This is a genomic window from Photobacterium jeanii (assembly GCF_001650345.1).
GTDB classification, from domain to species: Bacteria; Pseudomonadota; Gammaproteobacteria; order Enterobacterales; family Vibrionaceae; genus Photobacterium; species Photobacterium jeanii.
Genome location: NZ_LVHF01000012.1, coordinates 838,108 through 859,616, shown reverse-complemented (window position 1 = coordinate 859,616; position 21,509 = coordinate 838,108). Strand labels below are relative to the sequence as shown.

Here is a 21,509-nt window from a genome sequence, read left to right as displayed (position 1 = left end):
TAAGGACTCGATAAATTACAATTTTCATGTAAAATCCTGACCCCAGTTCAGCATTGCTGAATTGGATTGAACATATAACTTAGCAGGAGATGCCATGTTAGACCCAAAAGTGATTGTCGCTCTCGACTACCCAAAACTAGATGATGCGTTAGCCTTTGTTGATCGTATCGAACCGGGAAGTTGTCGACTTAAAGTTGGCAAAGAGATGTTTACTTATTTTGGCCCTGACTTTGTGCGTAAACTGCATGATCGGGGCCATTCTGTATTTCTAGACCTGAAATTTCATGATATCCCGAACACTTGTTCTCGTGCTGTTGCAGCAGCTGCCGATATGGGCGTATGGATGGTCAATGTTCACGCTAGTGGCGGTGAGCGTATGATGACGGCTTCTCGTGAAATTCTAGAACCTTACGGTAAAGATCGTCCGCTTCTTATTGGTGTGACAGTGCTGACAAGCATGGAAGCATCGGATCTTGCGGGTATTGGTATTCAGCGTGAACCGCAAGAGCAGGTATTGAACCTAGCAAATTTAACGAAGAACAGCGGCCTCGATGGCGTAGTCTGCTCAGCACAAGAAGCGTCAATGCTGAAAACGCAACTTGGCCAAGAGTTTAAACTCGTAACCCCAGGTATCCGTCCAGCAGGTAGTGCGGCAGGTGATCAACGTCGCGTGATGACGCCTGTGGAAGCAGTTCAAGCTGGATCTGATTACCTTGTTATTGGTCGCCCAATTACCAAGGCTGCTGACCCTGCGGCAGTATTGGCTGAAATTAATGCCACTCTTGCTTAAGTGTGAGTTAGCTTCTCGCTAACTAAGCAGAATTATAATACCTCGCTTTGGCGGGGTATTTTTTTGAGCCTTGATTTAGTCTCAGATAATAGTGATTGCTATTTTATTATCCGCTATGTCAATATATTGGCATTCCTTTTGGCGATATAAGTGATTGGTTAAAATGACAAATAATAGTGAAGCTCGTGGTTTTACTTTAATTGAGCTCGTTGTTGTCATTGTGATACTTGGTATTTTAGCTGTTACTGCTGCTCCGAAATTTTTGAACCTTCAACATGAAGCACGAAAAGCAACTTTAGCAGGAATGAAAGGGGCGATGGCGTCGGCTGCGGCACAAGTGTATGCGGTGTCTGCGCTTAATGGGTTAGATAAGAGCCCATCAGGTGCAGTGAGCATGAATGGCCGTTCAATTGAAGTGGTATATGGTTATCCGCTTAATCAGTATCGTCGTGTCTGGAGTGAACTATTAGTAGGGGAATTTGGCGAAGTACCTTATCAGGAACCAAGTGATTATGAGTGGATGTGGCATAACCCTAATCCAACAAAAGATGGGCTCTACATTATGCCTCGAAATTTCTCAAACAAAAGCCAGCGATGTTATGTAATGTATAAGCCGCCAGTCTCTTCTGCTACCCAAACATATACCTTAGAGATGGATGATTCGGGCTGCTAAGTTACAGCCCGATGGTCAATTGTATTAACAGCAGATCTTAGGGGTTGCGCCACTAATACGGCTACTACGGTCGTGGGAAGGCGCTGAGAAATGGCTATCGAGCAGCTTTTGCGTTAAAGCATGCTGTGGGTTGTTAAACACTTCGGCAGTATTTCCTGATTCCACTACTTCACCTTCATGCATTACCATGACTTTATCAGTAAAGTGTTTTATCACGCCCATATGCTGCGATACATAAATGTAAGACAGCCCCATCTCTTCTTGTAGTTCAAACAACAAGTTAATGATCTGCGAGCGCATCGACATATCAAGACCGTTCAATGCTTCATCGGCAACGATAATACAAGGTTGCAAAATCAATGCACGGGCAAGGGATACCCTTTGCTTTTGACCTGTTGCCAGCATCTGTGGGTAAAAGTAAGCATGTTCTGGCAGTAAACCGACACGCTTTAAGGTTTGCATAATACGACGCTCACGTTCTTGTGGTGTCATATTGGTGTTACGTTTTAGCGGGCCTTCAAGGATCTTACCGATCTGAATACGTGGATTCAGGGAGGTGTTTGGATCTTGGAAAATCATGCGGATCAATTTGCAGCGGGTTTGGAAATCATTGGGTGCCAATGGTTCTCCATTTACGCGGATCACACCTTCAGTTGGTTCAACAACACCTGCCAACATTTTTGCCAAAGTTGATTTACCTGAACCGTTTTCGCCCATGAATGCTAAGGTTTCACCCGCTTCAAGAGAAAATGAAATCGGTTTTACTGCTTCCACTGTACGGCGGCGGAACAGCCCTGAGCGATAGTGGTAATTTTTGCTTAGGTTTTCTACTTCAAGTAGTGCACTCATTTCTTGCTGTCCTCCATGTTTAGCGGGAAGTGACAGCTAAACTTGTGGTTCTTGATCTTACGGCGTTTAGGTACTTCAACACATTTGCGCTGAGCATGAGGACATCGTGGTCCTAAGCGACAACCAATAGGTAAATGTTGCAATGGTGGAATGGAGCCTGCAAGCGTTTCTAGCTTACTCTTATGTGGGATTTCCTTACTAAAATCAGGCATCGCTCGTAGCAAAGCTTCGGTATAAGGGTGGTGTGGCGATTCAAGTAGTTGATGGCGACCGGCTGATTCTACGGATTGACCGCAATACATAACCGTGATGCGGTCAGCCCACTGAGTAACCGTGGTCAGATCGTGGCTGACGAGCAAAATAGTGGTGTTACCCAACTGGTTCATTCGGCTCAGTAAACGGAAAATTTGCGCTTGTGTAATAGGGTCAAGGTCGTTGGTTGGCTCATCGGCAATCAGCAAGCGTGGGCGGTTAGCAATCGCCATTGCAATCATAACCTTCTGACATTCACCATCGGTCAGTTCGTACGGGTAACTGCGCATTACACGTTTGTGTTCTTTGATACCCACTTTATGGAGCAAGGCAATGGCTTGCTTTTGACGCCAACCGTAACGCTGCCACCATTTGCCATTGAAAGAGGACGATGGGATCGCTTCTTCAAGCTGCTCACCAACTGGTTCAGAAGGATCTAAACAAGAGGTAGGCTCTTGGAAGATCATCGCGATTTCACGACCAACAATCTTACGACGCTCACGAGGTGAAAGGGCAAGCAAATCGATATTGCCAAGGCGTAAACGGTCTGCACTGACGCGCCAGTTGTCTTTCTCAACCCCTGCAATGGCTTTAGCAACCAAACTCTTACCTGAGCCTGATTCGCCTACTAAACCACGGATTTCACCTTCATTCAGCGTCAGGCTCATGCGGTCAACCGCCTTCACCATTCCCTGTGGTGTATCGATTTCGATGGTTAAATTACGAATATCCAATAAAGGCATTAGTCTATCCCCGCGTTAAGTGCTTGGCGGAGTCCTTCACCAACTAAATTAACAATCAATACACTGAACATAATAGCAAGACCGGGTAGGGTCACAGTCCAAGGAGCTAGGTAAATGAGCTCGACAGAATCACCTAACATTGCGCCCCATTCTGGTGATGGAGCTTGAGCACCTAACCCTAAGAAGCCTAGGGCTGCGATGTCGAGGATCGCAATCGAAATAGCACGAGTCAGCTCAGTGGTTATGGTGGTCAGAATGTTCGGCAGAATCGAGTGATACAGCAAATAGAGATTGTTAGCACCATCAAGACGAGCTGCGATGATGTAATCTTTCTCAACTTCAGTATGTACGGCGGTGTATATCGCACGGATAAAACGTGGGATCAGTGCCAACCAAATTGCCAGCAAGATATTCATCTCACCAGGTCCCATGTAAGCCACGACAATAATGGCTAGCAGTAGCGATGGGATAGATAGCACAGTATCTAGGATGTGGTTAAGGAAGCTCGACTTTAAGCCGTGGGTCATGCCCGCGAGTACCCCAATCACAATACCGATTGCACTGGATGCCAAAGCGACCAATAGCGCATAGCCAAAGGTGAGCTGAGAGCCCAAGAGTAAGCGGCTAAGAATATCGCGCCCTAAGTCATCGGTGCCGAAGAAAAACTCAACGTGACCAGCTTGATCCCACGATGGTGGCATTAATAGCTCGCCAACTTGATGCTGCGGTAGGTACGGGGCGAGCCAGCTTGCACTTACTGTTAGTAATAGGGTTAGGATTAAACACCACAAACCAAACATTGCCAGTGAATTACCACGAAAGTCTTGGCGTGAGCGTTCCCACTGGGTGGGGATTTTCTGTTCCTGATAAATATTATTTGATGGCATACCATTCTTTCCTTACTAGCGGGTTAATGGCAGCGCCCATTAAATCAGAGAAAATATTAGCCAGCAGAATAAAGCTCGCGACTGTGATCACGCCAGCTTGGATAGCGACATAGTTTTGATCTGAAATCGCATCCAGTAGCCAGCGGCCAATGCCCGGCCAGTTGAAGATAGACTCGGTTAACATGGCAAATGTCATCATGGTCGAGAACTGCATACCAAGCATCGGAATGATCGGTGGAATGGCGTTTTTACGGACGTGACGAATGATGATTTCAAACATCGATAGCCCTTTGGTGTGGGCAACTTTGATGTAGTTTTGCGTCATCACTTCAATCACAGAGGTACGTGTTAAACGAATAACCTCTGTCGTCGGTGCCATTGCCAAGACTAAGGTTGGCAAAATTAGATGGCGGATCACGTCCATTAAAGCTTCTGCGCGATATGGCGCATCAGAAAGCAGAACATCGGCAATAGCAAAGCCGGTTACATGATCGATTTCATACAACAAGCTGTAGCGACCTGCGACAGGCAGCCAGCTTAGGTTGAGTGAAAATAGTAAGATCAGCAACATGGCTAGCCAAAAGAGCGGAATAGAATAGCCAACCAGTGCAATAGAAGAAATGATGGTATCAACTGGGCGGCCTTGACGAACACCAGCTACGGTACCCAGCGGAATGCCCACAATGAGTGACAACCCAAAAGCAAAGAAACACAGTTCTAAGGTGGCGGGGAATACGGCAAGAACCTCTTGTAGAACAGGTTCCCCGTTTTGGTTTAAGCCAAGGTTACCTGCAAGTAGGTTTTCGACATAAATTAGCCAACCGCTCCAGAATGGTTGGTTACTCCATAGCGACGTCTGGTCGAGACGCAGGATACTGAACCCGATCATGGTTAATATCGCGAGCGTAATCACGAACAGATTGAGGCGACGGATCGTATAAATAAACATATTTATTTCTCACTTCGGTACACGCTAGAAAAAGAACGTGTACCAAATGGACTCATTTGAAGGCCGCCCAATGAGCGGTGATGAACTTGAAAATGCACACCGTGTGCGAGTGGTACAATCGGCACCTGTTCATCAATGATATTTTGCGCGTGGTGATAGTAACTGACACGTTGGTCGAGCTGATTAGTACGAGAAGCAAGCTCTAGCAAGTTATCAAACGACAAGTTACACCAGTTGGCAATGTTCAACCCAGCTTGTTTAGCATCACACGAGAGTAGTGGGCGTAAGAAATTGTCAGGGTCACCGTTATCTGCAATCCAGCCTGTCAGTACCATATCGTAATTATTAGTAATGGCGCTGATCCGCTCTTGCCTGTCTAGGGTGATATTTAGTTTGATACCAATAGCCGCTAAGTCGGATTGAATCAACTCAGCTGTTTTCTTCGGACTCGGGTTATAAGGACGAGGATCCATCGGCACTAACATGGTCATTGTCATGCCCGGCTCGATTCCGGCGTGTTTTAGCTTTTGCTTTGCTAGCGTTAAATCGTAATCGAGCGCTTGGCTACCGTGATTGTATGCCCACGACATTGGCGGTAATAAGCTTTTCGCTTTAGTGCCGGTGCCGTAATACACAGAGTTTAGAATATTGTCACGGTTGATCGCTGCATTAATCGCTTGGCGAACTTCAGGGTTGGCAAGGGATGGGTTATCAGTATTAAAGGCAAGGAATGCGACGTTCATCCCTGTTTGCGCCAATAGCTCAAAGTCAGGGTGGTCGGTGATAACTGGAAGCTGACTTGCAACCGGAGATGACAGTACATCACACTCTTTACTTAACAGCTTAGCCAAATCGCCGGTGCCATGAGAAGCGATATCAAAGACCACTTGCTCCATCGGCGATGCCCCACGCCAGTATCCCCAATGTCGTTTAAGGCGGATCAGATCGTTTGGTACATACTCGTCTAAATAAAACGGACCAGTACCGATAGGCTTCATGTCCAGTAGATCAAGTTGACCTGCTTTTAAAAGCTGCTGACCGTACTCTTGTGAGTAAATCACCGCGTATGTGGTCGCAAGATTAGACAGGAAGGCGTTATCAGGACGATTAAGCGTAAAGGTCACAGTATCTGGCGCAGTCATGCGAATATCATCGATCAGGTGGCGAAAACCAATACTTTCAAACCACGGATAACGGCCGCCAGAGACTTTATAGAACGGATGATTAGGTTCGATAATACGCTTGAAACTAAAGACCACGTCTTGGGCGTTGAATGGTCGCGTTGGCGTAAACCAAGGGGTACGCTGAAACTCAACCCCAGAGCGTAAATGGAAGGTATACACCAAACCATCGTCACTCACTTCCCAACTACGGGCAAGGCCAGGTAGCGGTTGATGGCTAACAGGATCGAGTTGCAGTAAGCGATCAAAGAGTTGAGCGGCTAAGGTGTCAGCGGTGAGCCCACTATCAGTCAACTGAGGATTAAAGGTTGTTGGCGTTTTTTGCCCACAGTAAATGAATCCACGGCTACGCGTATTGCTGTCTTGCGGTGGTTCTTGGCAGCCCACTAGGCTAACCAACCCCCAGCATGCGAGTAAGCAACGACTAAAGACGTTCATAAAGAAAGGGTATATATCGAAAACAAGCGTACAAATTTATCACTTTCTCTCCTTAGCACCAAGCTAACAGTGATAATAACCACTGAAATTATTGTGTTTTTATCGGATCGTTTTCGTAAATTCAGTTTTACTCTATGTCGTTGCTTGGGTCACCATTGCATGGTGCGATACTGGCTGTTGGATCACGATTTTCCAATTTTAACCTTAAGTTTATGATTCCGTATCGTTATTGGATGTTGTACCAACCAGATCATATTTGCGCAGTAATCCCCTTAATTGATGGTAGCTCAAACCCAGTTGGTCAGCGGCTTTGCGTTGATTATATTGAGTTTGTACTAACGCATATTGGATCAAGTTCACTTCTTGGCTTTGCTGCCACTGGCGGAAATTTAACGGTAAGCTGAATGCACTCTGTTGTGAGGACGCTGGTGGTTCTGCTTTTGGGGACTCAAGCGAATTGTTGCTTTTTTGCCATGGTGGGGTGAACGGATCGATGATGATGTCATCAACCGCTTCGTCTTCAATTCCATGGCGAAATACTGACCGCTCAACCACGTTTTTAAGTTCACGTATGTTGCCCGGCCATTGATATTGCATCAGGCTATGCTCGGCTTGACGGGTAAAACCTGCGAAATAACCGTATCCCATTTCACGGCACATCCGCACCGCATAGTATTCAGCTAGTGGCAAAATATCTTCATGTCGTTCGCGTAATGGCGGCAGATGGATAATATCGAACGCTAAACGATCGAGTAAGTCAGCGCGAAATTGCCCTTGTTCAGCTAGTTGAGGTAGGTTTTCGTTAGTTGCACAAATTAAACGGACATTGGCTTGGCAAGTGCGACTACCGCCGACACGTTCGTATTCACCGTATTCAATCACGCGTAGCAGCTTTTCTTGAACGCCAAGGGGGGCTGTTGCAAGTTCATCGAGAAAGAGAGTACCGCTTTCCGCACGTTCAAATCGTCCTTGGTGACGGCCTTTAGCACCTGTAAAAGCGCCAGCTTCATGACCAAAGAGTTCAGAATCAATCACACCATCACTTAGCGCTGCACAGTTTAGCGTGACCAAAGGTTGATCCCAACGGCGGGAGAGGTAATGCATCCGCTGTGCAATCAATTCTTTACCCGTACCTCGCTCTCCTAAGATCAGGATTGGTCTGTCGAGCGGTGCGAGTCGCGAGGCAAGATCTAGAACGCTGAGAAAGGCTTCAGACTCACCAATTAAATTATCCTGTTTTTGCATGGTTAATCTCGCTAATTGTTGGCGTAATTAATCACACCATAGCAGTAATAGTGAACAACGACAAAGTGATATTAAGTAATATCAATAACTTAAAAGTTGGCACGTTGCTTGATATATACAAACTATCTAGCGAACTGACGCAGCTTATTATGAAAGGCTGCTGTATTTTTGATAGCCAGTGTAGCCAAGATGGCTAATCACGGGCATCGATTCAACGAGGAGAGAAATTATGGGTATTTTTTCACGTTTTGCCGATATCGTGAATGCAAACGTCAACTCACTACTGGATAAAGCAGAAGATCCACAAAAAATGATCCGTCTGATTATTCAGGAAATGGAAGACACTTTGGTAGAAGTACGTACTTCTTCTGCGCGCGCATTGGCTGACAAGAAAGAACTGCAACGCCGCATTGATTCACTGCAAGCCCAAGCTGACGATTGGCAGGAAAAAGCGAGCCTTGCGCTACAAAAAGGTCGTGAAGATTTAGCGCGTGCAGCTTTGATTGAAAAGCAAAAACTAAGCGATGTGGTGCTTACACTTAACGAAGAATACAAATTGGTGGAAGACACCATCAATAAGCTAACTGGTGAAGTGGCTGAACTAGAGCGTAAGTTGCAAGAGACACGAGCACGTCAGCAAGCATTAGTGATGCGCCATAAAACGGCAGGAAACCGCCGCGATGTTCGTCGTCAATTAGATACCGGTAAAGTTGATGAAGCGATGTCGAAGTTTGAGCAATATGAGCGTCGCATCGATGAAATGGAAGCAGAAGCTGACAGCTACAACCTAGGTCGTGGTAAAAACCTAGAGCAAGAGTTTGCTGATCTGCAAGCGCAAGATGAAATTGAGAAAGAGCTAGCGCGTCTCAAAGAAAATATGAAAGGAAAAGAGTAAGATAACTCAATTACACGATTCTATTTTTTGGACTGCGCGAATTAGGAGATAACGAATGTCGATGGGATTTTTGGCTGTTCCATTAATTGTGTTCATGGTGTTTGTAGCGCCGTTATGGTTGATTTTACATTACCGTAGTCAACGCCATGCAGCGCAAGGGTTATCGAGTGAAGATCACGAGAAATTACAAGCGTTGGTCGTTCGTGCAGAACAAATGCAAACGCGTATCGTGACCCTTGAGAAAATTCTTGATGCTGAAGCACCGCAATGGAGGCATAAGCAATGAGTAAAATGCTGTATCGCGACCCGAAAAACGGCAAACTCGGCGGTGTATGTGCTGGGGTTGCTGAATACTTCGGTGTTGAAGTCTGGTTAGTGCGAATATTAACTGTGTCAGCTTTTTTACTGGGGTTGGGTTTTGTGGTGCTGGTGGCTTATATCGCTGCGTGCTTGATTTTGGATAAGATGCCTGAAGAGCACAGATACCAGCAAAACGTGTATAACGACCATAAAGTTAAGCAAAAGTCATGGCAAGCAGGGCAGCAACCAGAGCAGGTGCTGCAGAACTTAGAGATGGAGTTTGACCAAATGGAAACTAAGGTCAGAGACATGGAAGCTTATGTCACTTCATCAACCTTCACCGTACAACGTGAATTTAAGAATCTGTAATCCGCATCAGGGTGAGAGACCCGTGACACAAAAGCAGGCTTCGGCCTGCTTTTTTCGGTTGTTAGTATTAGGGCGCTATTGAGATATCTGACAATCAGATTCATCTGAGATTAATTTTGATTGAAGTAGACTGGTTTCAGTTTACAGATTTGTGGGAAAGGTTATGAATCGAATTGGTAATGAATTAAACAAGTTAGTAAACCGCAGTTTAGACCGCCATGTTCGTTTGGCAGTCACGGGCTTGTCGCGAGCGGGGAAAACCGCCTTCATTACTTCTTTAATTAATCAGTTGATGCATGTCAGCACCAACCCGCGCTTACCGTTGTTTTCAGCGGTGCGAGAAGACCATTTGCTGGGTGTAAAACGTGTTCCGCAACTCGATATGCATGTTCCTAAATTTGCCTACGACGAAGGCATGCAGTCGTTATTATCGACGCCGCCAGCATGGCCTGAACCAACGCGTGATGTTAGTCAAACGCGATTGGCACTTAGGTATAAGCCGCAAAAAGGACCGCTAAAGCTATTGCAAGATACGGCAACCATGTATCTCGATATCGTTGATTATCCGGGTGAGTGGCTGTTGGATTTGCCTCTGCTTGATATGAACTACTTGGAATGGTCGGCGCAGCAAGCCAAATTAATGAAAGGGAAGCGTGCTGAGCTAGCAGATAAGTGGATGAGCTTAGGTGCAGATCTAGACCCCTTTGAGCCAGCTGATGAAGCCCAAATAGAAGCGATCGCAAAAAGTTTTACCGATTATTTATATAGCTGCAAAGCGGAAGCAGGTTTGCACTGGGTGCAACCGGGGCGCTTTGTATTACCGGGGGAGTTAGCGGGTGCACCTGTGCTGCATTTCTTCCCATTTGTTTGGTTGCAGCATCATAACGAAGCTGAATTAGCGCAAGCTGATGAACACAGTAATTTCGGCATGTTGAAAGCGCGCTACAAGTATTATCAGCAACATGTGGTGAAAGCGTTTTATCGAGAGCATTTCTCGAAGTTTGATCGTCAGATCATCTTGGTTGATTGTTTACAGCCACTCAATGCCGGCCCTGAGTCGTTTAACGATATGCGTCAAGCACTCGATCAATTGATGCAAAGTTTTAAATACGGTCGTAGTTCACTACTGCGCCGTTTGTTTTCACCTCGGATTGATAAGGTGCTTTTTGCCGCAACCAAAGCTGATCATGTTACGCCGGAGCAGCATCCAAATTTGGTGAGCTTATTGCAGCAGATGGTCAATGAAGCATGGCAAACGGCATCGTTTGAAGGGATCAAAATGGACTGCATGAGCTTGTCTTCTATTCAGGCGACCGAGCCGGGGTTTGTGTCTTATCAAGGTCAGCAGATGCCAGCGCTTCGTGGTCATACTTTGGATGATGAAGCGCAAACTATATACCCAGGTGAAGTGCCGCGCCGATTGCCAAGCGAAAGTTACTGGCAATCCAATGGCTTTGATTTTGTTAATTTCAGACCGCTAACGCAGCAAAGTGACGAGCCTTTACCGCATATCCGAATGGATAAAGCACTGGAATATTTGTTGGGAGATAAATTGCAATGAGCCAACAACCTCAAGAATTAAAAAGAAAAGTGGTGTTTGACGAGCCAAAGCCAGCCGAACCTGATGTGACTCTCAATAGCCAGTTACAATTTGCTGAGGATTCCCGTTTCTTACCTGAAACGACCCCAGAGCAAGACCAAGCTGAAAGCCTAGAAGCTGAACTTGAGCGTACTTTGGCGAAGCCGAAAAAACGCAGTGGCTGGTTTAAAGGGCTATTAGTTGCGGGTGCTGCTATGGTGGGGGGGCAAACGGTCGACTACGTAGTGACGGCGTATCAAACCAATGATTGGTTAGCGATGGGCTGGAGTGGTATTACTGCGGGTATTGCGGCAATGGGGATCACCGCTCTTGGTCGCGAGTTGTACAAATTGCGCCGCCTAAAACAACGCCAAACCGAGCGCGATCAAGCGCAAGCATTATTGGCGGCGGACGGTATTGGTCAGGGTAAAGCATTTTGTACCAAACTAGCGAAACAAAGCGGTATTCATAGCGAACATGCTGGTTACGACCGTTGGCAGCAATCATTAGCGGCAACGCATAACGATCGCGAAGTGATCCAACTGTACGATCAAATGGTGATGACGCAACAAGATAAACTGGCGCGCCGATTAGTGAGTAAGTACTCCAGTGAAGCGGCATTAATGGTGGCGTTAAGCCCATTGGCTGTCGCTGATATGCTGCTGGTAGCATGGCGTAACTTTCGCTTAATTGAGCAGATTTCAGCGGTGTATGGCGTTGAGCTCGGTTACTGGTCTCGAATTCGTTTGGTGAAGCTGGTGCTGGCGAATATGGCGTTGGCAGGTGCAAGCGAAGTTGTTGCTGATACTGGCATGAATATGTTGTCGATGGATATTGCAGGCCGCGTTTCTACCCGAGTCGCGCAAGGGGTAGGGATTGGCTTACTTACCGCGCGCCTTGGCTTAAAAGCAATGAGCTTGATGCGCCCGCTGCCTTGGCAAGAAGGTAAACAGCCTAAATTGGGTGAAATTCGCCGTGATTTATTGGCGCAGCTGACCAAAAAGCAAGAACAGGCGTAGCAACAAACGCATACATGCTTAATTTAGTTGTGAACAACATCAGCCTCTAGCTTTTTGCTAGGGGCTTTTTTAGGTCAAAAGACGTCGGGAAGTAAGTGGTTGGCGGATCTTGAGCACATTTGAGCGTTATTTCTTCTTATCATTCGCACCATGACTTGACTCATTAAACACATCAACGCACACTTCAACTGTCAGGAATAGTTGACACTTTTGGAGTGTAAAAATGAGGCTACAAGTCTTCTGTGAAGATCGTATAGGGATCACCCGTGAGTTGTTAGATATTCTCACTAATCAGCAAATAGATCTTCGCGGCATTGAAATTGACCGTACTGGCATTATCTACCTGAATTGCCCAGAAATTGAGTTTGAGCAATTTAGCCAGCTAATGTCACAGATCCGCCAACTTGATGGTGTGACTGACGTACGTAAAATCCAATTTATGCCGAGTGAGCGTGAGCACAAAGAGCTGACGGCCTTATTAGAAACCCTTCCTGATCCCGTATTCTCAGTAAACCTGCAAGGCAAAATTGATTTAGCCAACCAAGCGGCTGAGCGCCTGATTGCCAAACACCGTGACGATATTCTAGGTGAATCTATCCATACTGTGCTCGGGTTTAATTTCCAACATTGGATTGAGAAACAAGGCAGTGAACACCGTAGCGAAATGATGGTGATTGCTGGTTTAGATTACATGATGGAAATCATGCCTGTGTACGTTACCGACGATAACGAAGAGTCGGTGATGGCGAGTGCGGTAGTACTGCTGAAATCGTTATCGGAAGCCAAGATGCCGATAGCGATGCGTAAAATCAGTGGTGATAACGGCTTTGAGCATTTAGTTGGGCAATCGTCGCGCTTTAAACACATGCTGACCCAAGCGAAAAAGTTAGCTTTGTTAGATGCACCTTTGTTGATCCAAGGGGAAACTGGTACAGGTAAAGAGATGCTTGCGCGTGCCTGTCATCAGCGCTCGGTTCGACGCGACAAACCCTTTATGGTGGTGAACTGTGTATCTATGCCCGATAACGCTGCAGAAACCGAGCTCTTTGGTTTTGCTGGTAGCGCGACTGAGCCAAGCAAGAAAGGTATTTTTGAGCAAGCCGATGGCGGTACTGTTTTCTTGTATGAAATCGGTGAAATGTCGCCACACCTGCAAATTAAACTTTTACGCTTTTTACAAGATGGCACTTTCCGCCGTGTAGGTGAGGAGCAAGAAGTAAAAGTTGACCTTCGTGTGATTTGCTCGACTCAGAAAAAGCTGCCTGATTTGATCACCGCAGGGCAATTCCGTGAAGACTTGTATTATCGTTTGAATGTCTTGGCATTAGTAGTGCCGCCTCTGCGTGAACGTACGGCCGACATCGTGCCGTTGGCTGAATTATTCTTGTCGCAGTTTGCCCAAGAGCTTCAGCAACCGAAGCCACTTATTTCCGATAAGCTCGCGCAATATCTCAGCCAGTATGCTTGGCCGGGGAACATTCGCCAACTGCGTAATGTCTTGTTCCGTGCGATGACTCAAGTGGAAGGGGGCGAGCTGGCCATTGAAGATGTTCAGTTGCCTGAAAATGAAACCACCAGCATTATCAGCGATGAAATTTTGGATGGAACGCTAGATGAAATTATGAAGCGCTACGAGTCTGGCATTCTAGAGAACTTGTATCGTAGCTATCCATCGACACGTAAGTTGGCGAAGCGACTTGGGGTTTCTCATACTGCGGTCGCTAATAAACTTCGTGAGTATCACATTAATAAATAATTGGATCAGCCACACTGTTGTTCATGCACGTTAAGTTGTCGCTTGAGCAAGAGTGGGCTGAATACTTATTAGCTGCTGGCTCACGTTAATGAGTGATTAGCGTTGGTTAATCAATGCCAGTTTTCCTGTTTCAAGCGCTTGTAATTGTTTGGCGATATCATCACCAAAATGGTAGTGGCAACTATCGTTGACCGCGACACGGTGGCAAGGGATCACAATGGGGATTGGATTCACATTTCGTGCCATGCCAATCGCGTTCGCCGCGTAGGGAACACCGATTTTTTTAGCAATTTGCTGATAGGTTTGTTGCTGATTGAAAGGAATGTTACGAAGTGCTTGCCAAACTTGGCATTGAAACTGGGTGCCTTGAGGGGCTACTGGAAACTCAAACTGTTGGCGTTTACCTTGAAAGTATTGAGTCAACTCTTGGGTATAAGGTCGCATTTTGATGGGGCTGTGATCCCAATTAACATCGGGTCGAAATCCAGCACTGCAGATGGTTAATCGCCTTAAGCCACGTTCATCAGCCAGCAGGAAGATTTTACCAATATCAGTATCAAGGTAGTCGAAATACATAGTTACGGCTTTAAGGGACTAATTTGTTTCATTCAATTATAAACCGTTCATCAAATTTAGCAGTCGATGAACTTAAAATTCGCCTGATTGCTAGCAAAGATGCTGAGCGCATTACAGCTTATTACCAAAAAAATCGCGCCTACCTTCAGCCGTGGGAGCCTTTGCGAGAAGAGCACTTTTATACGCTAGCCGGGTGGGAGAAGCGATTAATCCAATTGACAGAATTGCAAAAACATCATTTAGCTTATTATTTTGTGGTTCAGCAGCAGGGTAGTGATGAGATTTGTGGTGTCGTGAATTTTAGTAATTTGGTTAAGCATCCATTCCATGCTTGTCACGTCGGCTACTCGCTTGGCGAGGCTTTCCAAGGGCAAGGTATTATGCGTCGTGCTGTTGATGCGACGGTGCAGTGGATTTTTGAAGATCGCAATTTCCATCGTGTCATGGCGGCGTATATGCCACGTAATGAGCGAAGTGAAAAAGTACTGCAAAGTGTAGGCTTTGAGCGTGAAGGTTATGCCAAAGACTATTTATTGATTAATGGTCATTGGGAAGATCACGTACTTACGTCGAAGCGAAACCCGAATTGGAAGCCAGTTTAATGACGTTATAAGTCACTGGTTGGACGTACTTAGTTCAGCCAAACGCACGATAAAAAGAAGGGCTTATCAGCATTTGCTGATAAGCCCTTTTTAGTCTTTATACCCACTGGGTAACTATTGCTTTCTCACAGTTAGTGATTACTCAACAGTTAGGATACGCATGTTGTTGGTTGAACCAACGGTATCCATTACGTCACCTTGGGTGATGATCACAAGATCACCTGTTGCTAGGTAGTGTTGCTCTTTCAATACAGCAACCGCGTGTTTAGCTGCTTCAAGACCTGCATCGCTATCACGATCGAAGAACACAGGTGTTACGCCACGGTATAGTGCCGCACGGTTTAGTGTGCTTTCGTTACGTGACATCGCAAAGATCGGCAGACCAGAAGAGATACGAGACATCATCAGTGGTGTACGACCAGATTCTGTCATTGCAATCATCGCCTTCACGCCTTCCATGTGGTTAGCCGCGTACATGGTCGACATTGCGATGGTTTCTTCTTCTGATTCAAACGTGCGTGCTAGACGGTGGTTTGAAACATTGATGCTTGGCTCTTTCTCTGCACCCATACAAACGCTAGCCATTGCCGTTACCGTTTCTACTGGGTAGCTACCTGCTGCTGTTTCAGCTGACAGCATTACCGCATCGGTACCATCAAGAACGGCGTTTGCTACGTCCATTACTTCAGCACGTGTTGGCATTGGGCTCGTGATCATTGACTCCATCATTTGAGTTGCAGTGATCACGGTACGGTTTAGGCTACGAGCACGGCGGATCAGTTTCTTTTGAACACCTACTAGTTCAGGGTCACCGATTTCAACACCTAGGTCACCACGCGCTACCATTACAGCGTCAGATGCAAGGATAATGTCATCCATCGCTTCTGTAGAAACAACAGACTCAGCACGCTCAACTTTAGCGACGAGTTTTGCTTCAAGACCGGCGTCAGTTGCTAGGCGACGTGCGTATTTCATGTCTTCGCCGTTACGTGGGAAAGACACGGCTAGGTAATCAACTTTCATTGCTGCAGCCGTTAGGATGTCAGCTTTGTCTTTGTCGGTTAGCGCTTCTGCAGACAGACCGCCACCTTGCTTGTTGATACCTTTGTTGTTTGATAGAGGACCACCAACAGTCACTTCGGTGTGTACTTTATTGCCTTCAACAGAAAGCACTTTAAGTTGCACACGACCATCATCAAGAAGCAGTACGTCACCGTTAGTCACGTCTTTTGGTAGCTCTTTGTAGTCAAGGCCAACAGCTTGTTGGTTACCTTCACCTTTAGCTAGGTCGCTATCTAGGGTGAATTTATCACCGATAGCCAATTGAATTTTGTTGTCTTTGAAGGTTGAAACACGGATTTTTGGACCTTGTAGGTCGCCAAGAATTGCAACGTGTTTACCTAGTTTCGCAGCGATTTCGCGTACTTGTTTGGTACGCTGAATGTGGTCTTCAGGGCTACCGTGGGAGAAATTCATACGAACAACGTTAGCGCCAGCAGCAATAATCTTCTCAAGGTTATTATCGCGGTCAGTTGCTGGACCCAGAGTAGTTACGATTTTTGTGCGTCTTAGCCTTTCAGACATTGGGAACTCCATTTGTGATTTGGGAAGATTGATAGACTGATTTGGAACGGTTTGCAGTTATCAACCTGTGTGAAATATTACTACAAATACGGCGAAATGATCGTTGTTATTCATCAATAAAGTGTAAGAAATATACGTGTTTTTGATGAAAAGTTATTGCATAGCAAAGACACTTTATGCAGCCATTAACTGGAGTAAGTGTAGTTGATTACAGGTGGAGAAATGATGAAGCTAAAGCATACTCGTTTGCGGGGTTAGGGCAATAGTTTTTAAAACTAAGCTGGTGGTAAGAGCTTGTTGGAAAAGTGGAGTAAAAAGAAAGGCATGAATAAAGATTCATGCCTTGATAGAGGGATTGAAAGGCAGATTGCTCTGCGATCAAATTAGATAAGATCTTGTTTTGAAAAACGAGAATCTTTCAGTGAGTCTTTAACGCGTTTAAGGTTTTCACGGAAACCTGCACCACGGCGTAAGGTAAAGCCTGTTGCCAGTACATCGATTACCGTCATTTGTACAACGCGGCTTGCCATTGGCATGTAGATGTCAGTGTCTTCTGGTACATCAAGGCAAATCGACAGCGAACACTCAAAATCTAACGGTGAGTCTTTCGCAGTGATACCAATCACAGTTGCGCCGTTTTCACGTGCTGTGCGTGCGATTTCAACCAAGCTCTTAGTGCGGCCAGTATGAGAAATCACCACCACCACATCACCATCACTACAGTTAATCACGCTCATGCGTTGCATTACGATATCGTCAAAGCACACGATAGGAATGTTAAAGCGGAAAAACTTGTTTTGTGCATCGTGCGCCACAGATGCTGAAGCACCAAGACCAAAGAAAGAGATTTTCTTTGCTTGGGTTAGCAAATCAACAGCACGATTCACTTGCTGTGGATCTAGGCTGTTCTTTGCCACATCTAAGCAAGCCATCGTGGACTCGAAAATCTTAGATGTATAAGCATCAGGGCCATCATGCTCTTCAACGTTACGGTTTACATAAGGAGTCCCATTAGCAAGGCTTTGCGCTAAGTGCAATTTGAAGTCGGGGAAACCTTTAGTATCTAAACGGCGACAAAAACGGTTCACCGTTGGCTCACTCACATCAGCCATTTTTGCAAGAGTCGCAATACTGGAGTGAATAGCGGTTTGCGGGGAAGCAATAATAACTTCGGCAACTTTACGTTCAGACTTGCTGAAGTTATCTAAATTTTTTTGAATCTTTTCTAGGGTATTCATCGAGATTACCGCGCTTCGTTACTGAATTTCAAAAGGCTAAGGGGTCAGCCAATATGATGAAACTATACTACCTGTTTGATTGTTACTCCTAGTGAATCGATCAATATGAGCATTCCTTTTTATTATAATTTGACAGGGATCGAGTTTTCCCTTTCAGAATTGAAAATAAAATGCGTAAATTCCATAAATTTTTGCGCGGTTTTGCACTAATTCTGTTATTTAATTTCATATTGGGGGAATTAATTTACAGCCTGAAATTAATAACTGGCTTATTAATAGGTAAGCTGACATGTCTTTTTGCTTTAAGGAACAACGAATTTGAACACAGTGAGTATATGTGGGTGTGGCTGGTTAGGGCTACCTTTAGCAAAGCATCTAGTTTCACAAGGTTTCAGCGTTAAAGGAACCAAACAAACGCCAGAGGGAGCGGCACTATTACAAGCGGAAGGAATTGATGGTTATGTACTGACGTTGCCATTACAGGAATCTGTAAGTGATAACTTAGCGTCACTATGGAAGTGTGATGTGCTGGTGGTGAATGTACCACCGGGACGAGGTAGCGTGTTTGCTGATCACTATTACGATGCCATTTTGGAACTTGTAACCAAGGCCAGAGCTCATGGTTGCAAAAGAGTGATTTTCATTAGTAGCACTTCTGTTTATGGCGAACTGCAAGGTGAGATCACAGAGGTGACATCGCCTGTGCCTAGTTCGATTTCGGGCCAAACACATTATCAACTAGAGCAAGCATTGCGCACTATGTGGGGTGACGATCTTGCGGTATTACGCTTATCAGGGTTAATTGGCCCTAAGCGACACCCTGTGACCTTCTTAGCTGGGCGAGAAGGGATAACAAATGGCGGTGCACCGGTTAATTTGATCCATTTAGATGATTGTATTCAAGCGATTACGGCACTAATAAATCGTTGGGAATTGTTGCCTTCAGAGCGCACTTTTCATTTGGCTGCGAGTGCGCATCCTTCACGTAAAACTTACTACAGCAAGATGGCGATGACGGTTGGATTACCTGTTCCGCAATTTGCGGATGAAGATGGAAGCCAAGGTAAATGGATCAATGCACAGCAAACATGCGATTGGCTTGGATTAACGCTTGCAAATGATAATTTAATGGCTGGAATGCCAGAGCTAAAGCAATGAAGGTTAACTAAAATAAGCTCGAGTGTAATCAAAGCGGCTGCGGCTGGAACCTTTTGCTCAAACATAAAAAACGTACATAAAAAAACGCTGAGCAGGTAGCTCAGCGTGAATTCCAAAAAATTAGGAGTTAAGCAGCAGTGGCAGCTTAAGATTAATAATCTCAGGACTCAGTAGCATTGCCTAAATAAGGGTTTCATTTGATGTTTAGGGTGACCAAATGAATAAAAGGCTGATTATTAATCTCAATCTGTAATATATGACTGATGGTTTTTCGGATGGTTCAAAATAATTTCCAAAAAAGTTACTTTTTTATCGATTGGCGTTTTTTTGTTGATGAATCAAGTATTTTTATGGCGTAACTATCACCAAGCTTTTTGCGACATACATTTCTTGCAATAAAAGATATGAAGTTAAATGAGTACCTGTCGCTAAATGAAGCTCTGGATGTATGAAAATAAAGGCTTTACAGACAGAAACCACAAGCAACAGGCAAAAAAAATCCCGCTGAGTTTTCAGCGGGATAACCAAATAAGGTATAGATATTTACACAAAATAAGGAGTTTTAGCAGCAGTGGCATCAATAATTAATGATGAAAAAAGGATTCAGGAATCACCATTAATATGAATGTCATATATTCTGACTAATGCTTTGGCGAAAGGTTCACTTAAAATTGTATTTTCTGTCATTTATTTTGTAAGTCTTTGATTTTAAATGGTGTAAATTTGAGTTTTTGGGTGCTTGCGTAAATTTACTTGCATTAGGTTTTGTAAAAATAAAAAAAAGCCCACTCGAAGGAGTGGGCGAAGCTCTATTTACACAATTAGGAGTTAAGCAGCAGTGGCATCTGAGATTGAAGAGAGAGAAGGCATGTTGGCGGCCAGCGAACAGTTCATATATCGTCAATCTTAATGTCACTATATATGACTGAGGTTTATCGGCTTAGTTCAAAAAATTTTGGAAAATTTGTGGCTCAATTTCTAACATAATGATTTGAAAGTGAATTATTGCTTGCTATTGCTGAGGGCTAATTTTGTCTCTGAATGGAATTTGGCTTGCTAAATAATGATGTAAATCAGGGTTTCGATAAAAGGGCTCTGCCACTATGAGTGCTCTCTCTAAGTCGTTAAAGGAGAATACGATGACTCAGTGTTTCGAGCTAGAAACCTATCTAGAGCAACTTGCGCAATTAGTAAATATTGATTGTGGTAGTCACACGCCAGCGGGTATTGCCAAAGTGGCGGATGTTATTACGCCAATGTTTGAACAGATTGGTTTCACTGTTACTCGCCACCAACCGCATCCTGATGCGGGTCCATGTTTGTTTATTACCAATAAACCTAATGCTGATCATTATGATGTGATGCTCAGCGGACATATGGATACAGTGTTCCCAGAAGGGACAGTGGCGGCTCGTCCAATGAGCTTCGATAGCGAGAAAGTGTACGGCCCTGGTGCAACCGATATGAAATCGGGCATTTTGAGTGCTTGGTATGCGCTGAAGTCTTTGTCATCGCAAGAGCTTGAGAACTTAGCGATTGTGGTTGCCTTGAACTGTGACGAAGAGATTGGCTCTATCTATTCTCGTGAGTGGCTAGAAAGTATTGCCCGCCAAAGCCGTCAGGTGTTGGTTTGTGAAGCATCGCGCCCAACAGGTAACTTGATCCGTTCGCGTAAGGGTAATGCCAAGTATGAAATCGAATTCCACGGCGTTGCCTCTCATGCCGGTTCTGCTCTCGCTGAGGGCGTGAATGCGATCTATGAGCTGAGTCATTGGTCGCTAGCAATTAAAGATATGGTAAATCTAGAAACAGGCACCACCATGAATGTCGGTATCATTGAAGGTGGCATGGCTGTTAACGTGGTACCTGACTACGCTAAAGCAACGGTGGATCTGCGTTTCTGGAATACTGACGAAGCAAAAGCAATTCACGAGAAATTACTATCAATGGCTGAAACGCCGTTTGAACAAGGCGCAAAAGTAACGGTAAATCGCTTGACGTTTAAACCATCGATGCAGCCTAGCAGTGATACAGAAACTCTGATCAAGCTAGTTAGCGAAGAAGCGGAAAAGCTTAACATCGTTTACGGTTGGGAAGATGCTGGTGGCGGCTCTGACGGTAACTTTACGGCAGCGATTGGTACCCCAACACTTGATGGTTTTGGTCCTATGGGGGCAGGTTTCCACAGTGAAAAAGAATACTTGCTCATTGACTCAATCGAGCCGCGCATCGCGCTATTAGCGAATACCTTACGTCGTCTGATTGCCTAGTCATCTTACCTAAAACACAGTATTCGCAGCGTTATTGTTCACTACAAATTGACGACTAAAAGCCAAAACTTTGTGTTTTGGCTTTTTTATCCTTCCGGCATGGCTAATTTCCGCAAAAAGATGGTGCAAGATGCTTGACCTTAGACCCAGCTCCAA

20 protein-coding genes are annotated in these 21,509 nt (G+C 45.1%); 11 read left to right on the top strand and 9 right to left on the bottom strand.

The annotated features are described in order from the left end of the window. Nucleotides 1-94: 94 nt before the first annotated feature. Together pyrF and A3K86_RS23055 are read left to right on the top strand one after the other, a co-directional pair. Nucleotides 95-790: an orotidine-5'-phosphate decarboxylase gene (gene pyrF / locus A3K86_RS05215; protein ID WP_068328681.1), complete on the top strand. Its 696-nt coding sequence runs from the start codon at nucleotides 95-97 to the stop codon at nucleotides 788-790. A 163-nt stretch (nucleotides 791-953) separates the two neighbouring features. After that, the gene (locus tag A3K86_RS23055) at nucleotides 954-1,463 is read left to right on the top strand and encodes a type II secretion system protein (RefSeq protein WP_068328678.1); all 510 of its coding nucleotides are present in this window, start codon (nucleotides 954-956) and stop codon (nucleotides 1,461-1,463) included. A 24-nt stretch (nucleotides 1,464-1,487) separates the two neighbouring features. Here the strand turns inward: A3K86_RS23055 and A3K86_RS05205 are convergent, their stop codons facing one another. The 6 genes from A3K86_RS05205 to pspF form a co-directional block, all read right to left on the bottom strand. Beyond that, the gene (locus A3K86_RS05205; RefSeq protein WP_068328676.1) at nucleotides 1,488-2,312 is read right to left on the bottom strand and encodes a peptide ABC transporter ATP-binding protein; all 825 of its coding nucleotides are present in this window, start codon (nucleotides 2,310-2,312) and stop codon (nucleotides 1,488-1,490) included. Further along, a complete protein-coding gene (locus tag A3K86_RS05200) occupies nucleotides 2,309-3,307 on the bottom strand; it encodes a peptide ABC transporter ATP-binding protein (protein WP_068328674.1) in 999 nt (332 codons plus the stop codon). Before A3K86_RS05200 ends, A3K86_RS05205 begins: the two co-directional genes overlap by 4 nt. After that, a complete protein-coding gene (gene sapC, locus A3K86_RS05195; RefSeq protein ID WP_068328672.1) occupies nucleotides 3,307-4,194 on the bottom strand; it encodes a putrescine export ABC transporter permease SapC in 888 nt (295 codons plus the stop codon). The genes A3K86_RS05200 and sapC overlap by 1 nt, the downstream gene beginning before the upstream one ends. Further along, nucleotides 4,181-5,143 (bottom strand): ABC transporter permease, encoded by a 963-nt coding sequence (locus tag A3K86_RS05190; RefSeq protein WP_068328669.1) that lies wholly within the window; start codon nucleotides 5,141-5,143, stop codon nucleotides 4,181-4,183. Before A3K86_RS05190 ends, sapC begins: the two co-directional genes overlap by 14 nt. Before the next feature lie 2 nt (nucleotides 5,144-5,145). Beyond that, entirely contained in the window at nucleotides 5,146-6,762 is a 1,617-nt protein-coding gene (sapA, locus tag A3K86_RS05185) for an ABC transporter substrate-binding protein SapA (RefSeq protein WP_068328666.1), read from the bottom strand. A 210-nt stretch (nucleotides 6,763-6,972) separates the two neighbouring features. Further along, on the bottom strand, nucleotides 6,973-8,007 hold the full coding sequence (gene pspF, locus A3K86_RS05180; protein ID WP_068328663.1) for a phage shock protein operon transcriptional activator: 1,035 nt from the start codon (nucleotides 8,005-8,007) through the stop codon (nucleotides 6,973-6,975). A gap of 229 nt (nucleotides 8,008-8,236) precedes the next feature. Here pspF and pspA point away from each other — a divergent pair, with 229 nt between their 5' ends. The 6 genes from pspA (at nucleotide 8,237) to tyrR (ending at nucleotide 13,925) form a co-directional block, all read left to right on the top strand. Then, nucleotides 8,237-8,902 carry a phage shock protein PspA gene (pspA, locus tag A3K86_RS05175; RefSeq protein ID WP_068328661.1) on the top strand — a complete coding sequence of 222 codons (666 nt, stop codon included), beginning with the start codon at nucleotides 8,237-8,239 and terminating at the stop codon, nucleotides 8,900-8,902. 55 nt (nucleotides 8,903-8,957) lie between these two features. Beyond that, nucleotides 8,958-9,188: an envelope stress response membrane protein PspB gene (gene pspB, locus A3K86_RS05170; RefSeq protein ID WP_068328658.1), complete on the top strand. Its 231-nt coding sequence runs from the start codon at nucleotides 8,958-8,960 to the stop codon at nucleotides 9,186-9,188. Continuing rightward, complete coding sequence (gene pspC, locus A3K86_RS05165) at nucleotides 9,185-9,571, top strand: envelope stress response membrane protein PspC (protein WP_068328654.1); 387 nt, start codon at nucleotides 9,185-9,187, stop codon at nucleotides 9,569-9,571. Before pspB ends, pspC begins: the two co-directional genes overlap by 4 nt. Nucleotides 9,572-9,734: 163 nt before the next feature. Beyond that, nucleotides 9,735-11,132 carry a YcjX family GTP-binding protein gene (locus A3K86_RS05160; RefSeq protein WP_068328652.1) on the top strand — a complete coding sequence of 466 codons (1,398 nt, stop codon included), beginning with the start codon at nucleotides 9,735-9,737 and terminating at the stop codon, nucleotides 11,130-11,132. After that, nucleotides 11,129-12,169, top strand: coding sequence for a YcjF family protein (locus A3K86_RS05155; protein WP_068328650.1), 1,041 nt, complete (start codon nucleotides 11,129-11,131; stop codon nucleotides 12,167-12,169). The genes A3K86_RS05160 and A3K86_RS05155 overlap by 4 nt, the downstream gene beginning before the upstream one ends. Nucleotides 12,170-12,392: 223 nt before the next feature. After that, a complete protein-coding gene (tyrR, locus tag A3K86_RS05150) occupies nucleotides 12,393-13,925 on the top strand; it encodes a transcriptional regulator TyrR (RefSeq protein ID WP_068328648.1) in 1,533 nt (510 codons plus the stop codon). A gap of 96 nt (nucleotides 13,926-14,021) precedes the next feature. Here the strand turns inward: tyrR and A3K86_RS05145 are convergent, their stop codons facing one another. Beyond that, a complete protein-coding gene (locus A3K86_RS05145; RefSeq protein ID WP_068328645.1) occupies nucleotides 14,022-14,501 on the bottom strand; it encodes a methylated-DNA--[protein]-cysteine S-methyltransferase in 480 nt (159 codons plus the stop codon). A 23-nt stretch (nucleotides 14,502-14,524) separates the two neighbouring features. Here A3K86_RS05145 and rimJ point away from each other — a divergent pair, with 23 nt between their 5' ends. Continuing rightward, complete coding sequence (gene rimJ, locus A3K86_RS05140) at nucleotides 14,525-15,103, top strand: ribosomal protein S5-alanine N-acetyltransferase (protein WP_068328642.1); 579 nt, start codon at nucleotides 14,525-14,527, stop codon at nucleotides 15,101-15,103. Between the two features lie 138 nt (nucleotides 15,104-15,241). On the opposite strand, the gene pyk is transcribed toward rimJ, so the two are convergent. Next, nucleotides 15,242-16,687: a pyruvate kinase gene (pyk, locus tag A3K86_RS05135; RefSeq protein ID WP_068328639.1), complete on the bottom strand. Its 1,446-nt coding sequence runs from the start codon at nucleotides 16,685-16,687 to the stop codon at nucleotides 15,242-15,244. Between the two features lie 383 nt (nucleotides 16,688-17,070). Then, the gene (locus A3K86_RS05130; RefSeq protein ID WP_068328637.1) at nucleotides 17,071-17,925 is read right to left on the bottom strand and encodes a MurR/RpiR family transcriptional regulator; all 855 of its coding nucleotides are present in this window, start codon (nucleotides 17,923-17,925) and stop codon (nucleotides 17,071-17,073) included. 327 nt (nucleotides 17,926-18,252) lie between these two features. Between A3K86_RS05130 and A3K86_RS05125 the strand changes: the two genes are divergently transcribed. Continuing rightward, the gene (locus A3K86_RS05125; RefSeq protein WP_084406539.1) at nucleotides 18,253-19,083 is read left to right on the top strand and encodes an NAD-dependent epimerase/dehydratase family protein; all 831 of its coding nucleotides are present in this window, start codon (nucleotides 18,253-18,255) and stop codon (nucleotides 19,081-19,083) included. Nucleotides 19,084-20,222: 1,139 nt separating this feature from the next. Beyond that, nucleotides 20,223-21,353 carry a M20 family metallopeptidase gene (locus tag A3K86_RS05120; RefSeq protein WP_068328630.1) on the top strand — a complete coding sequence of 377 codons (1,131 nt, stop codon included), beginning with the start codon at nucleotides 20,223-20,225 and terminating at the stop codon, nucleotides 21,351-21,353. Nucleotides 21,354-21,509 lie beyond the last annotated feature (156 nt).

What these genes read in the sequence shown, in the direction of transcription:
- pyrF (WP_068328681.1), top strand. Translation starts at nt 95, where the DNA reads ATGTTAGACCCAAAAGTGATTGTCGCTCTCGACTACCCAAAACTAGAT.
- A3K86_RS23055 (WP_068328678.1), top strand. Translation starts at nt 954, where the DNA reads ATGACAAATAATAGTGAAGCTCGTGGTTTTACTTTAATTGAGCTCGTT.
- A3K86_RS05205 (WP_068328676.1), bottom strand. Translation starts at nt 2,312, where the DNA reads ATGAGTGCACTACTTGAAGTAGAAAACCTAAGCAAAAATTACCACTAT.
- A3K86_RS05200 (WP_068328674.1), bottom strand. Translation starts at nt 3,307, where the DNA reads ATGCCTTTATTGGATATTCGTAATTTAACCATCGAAATCGATACACCA.
- sapC (WP_068328672.1), bottom strand. Translation starts at nt 4,194, where the DNA reads ATGCCATCAAATAATATTTATCAGGAACAGAAAATCCCCACCCAGTGG.
- A3K86_RS05190 (WP_068328669.1), bottom strand. Translation starts at nt 5,143, where the DNA reads ATGTTTATTTATACGATCCGTCGCCTCAATCTGTTCGTGATTACGCTC.
- sapA (WP_068328666.1), bottom strand. Translation starts at nt 6,762, where the DNA reads ATGAACGTCTTTAGTCGTTGCTTACTCGCATGCTGGGGGTTGGTTAGC.
- pspF (WP_068328663.1), bottom strand. Translation starts at nt 8,007, where the DNA reads ATGCAAAAACAGGATAATTTAATTGGTGAGTCTGAAGCCTTTCTCAGC.
- pspA (WP_068328661.1), top strand. Translation starts at nt 8,237, where the DNA reads ATGGGTATTTTTTCACGTTTTGCCGATATCGTGAATGCAAACGTCAAC.
- pspB (WP_068328658.1), top strand. Translation starts at nt 8,958, where the DNA reads ATGTCGATGGGATTTTTGGCTGTTCCATTAATTGTGTTCATGGTGTTT.
- pspC (WP_068328654.1), top strand. Translation starts at nt 9,185, where the DNA reads ATGAGTAAAATGCTGTATCGCGACCCGAAAAACGGCAAACTCGGCGGT.
- A3K86_RS05160 (WP_068328652.1), top strand. Translation starts at nt 9,735, where the DNA reads ATGAATCGAATTGGTAATGAATTAAACAAGTTAGTAAACCGCAGTTTA.
- A3K86_RS05155 (WP_068328650.1), top strand. Translation starts at nt 11,129, where the DNA reads ATGAGCCAACAACCTCAAGAATTAAAAAGAAAAGTGGTGTTTGACGAG.
- tyrR (WP_068328648.1), top strand. Translation starts at nt 12,393, where the DNA reads ATGAGGCTACAAGTCTTCTGTGAAGATCGTATAGGGATCACCCGTGAG.
- A3K86_RS05145 (WP_068328645.1), bottom strand. Translation starts at nt 14,501, where the DNA reads ATGTATTTCGACTACCTTGATACTGATATTGGTAAAATCTTCCTGCTG.
- pyk (WP_068328639.1), bottom strand. Translation starts at nt 16,687, where the DNA reads ATGTCTGAAAGGCTAAGACGCACAAAAATCGTAACTACTCTGGGTCCA.
- A3K86_RS05130 (WP_068328637.1), bottom strand. Translation starts at nt 17,925, where the DNA reads ATGAATACCCTAGAAAAGATTCAAAAAAATTTAGATAACTTCAGCAAG.
- A3K86_RS05120 (WP_068328630.1), top strand. Translation starts at nt 20,223, where the DNA reads ATGACTCAGTGTTTCGAGCTAGAAACCTATCTAGAGCAACTTGCGCAA.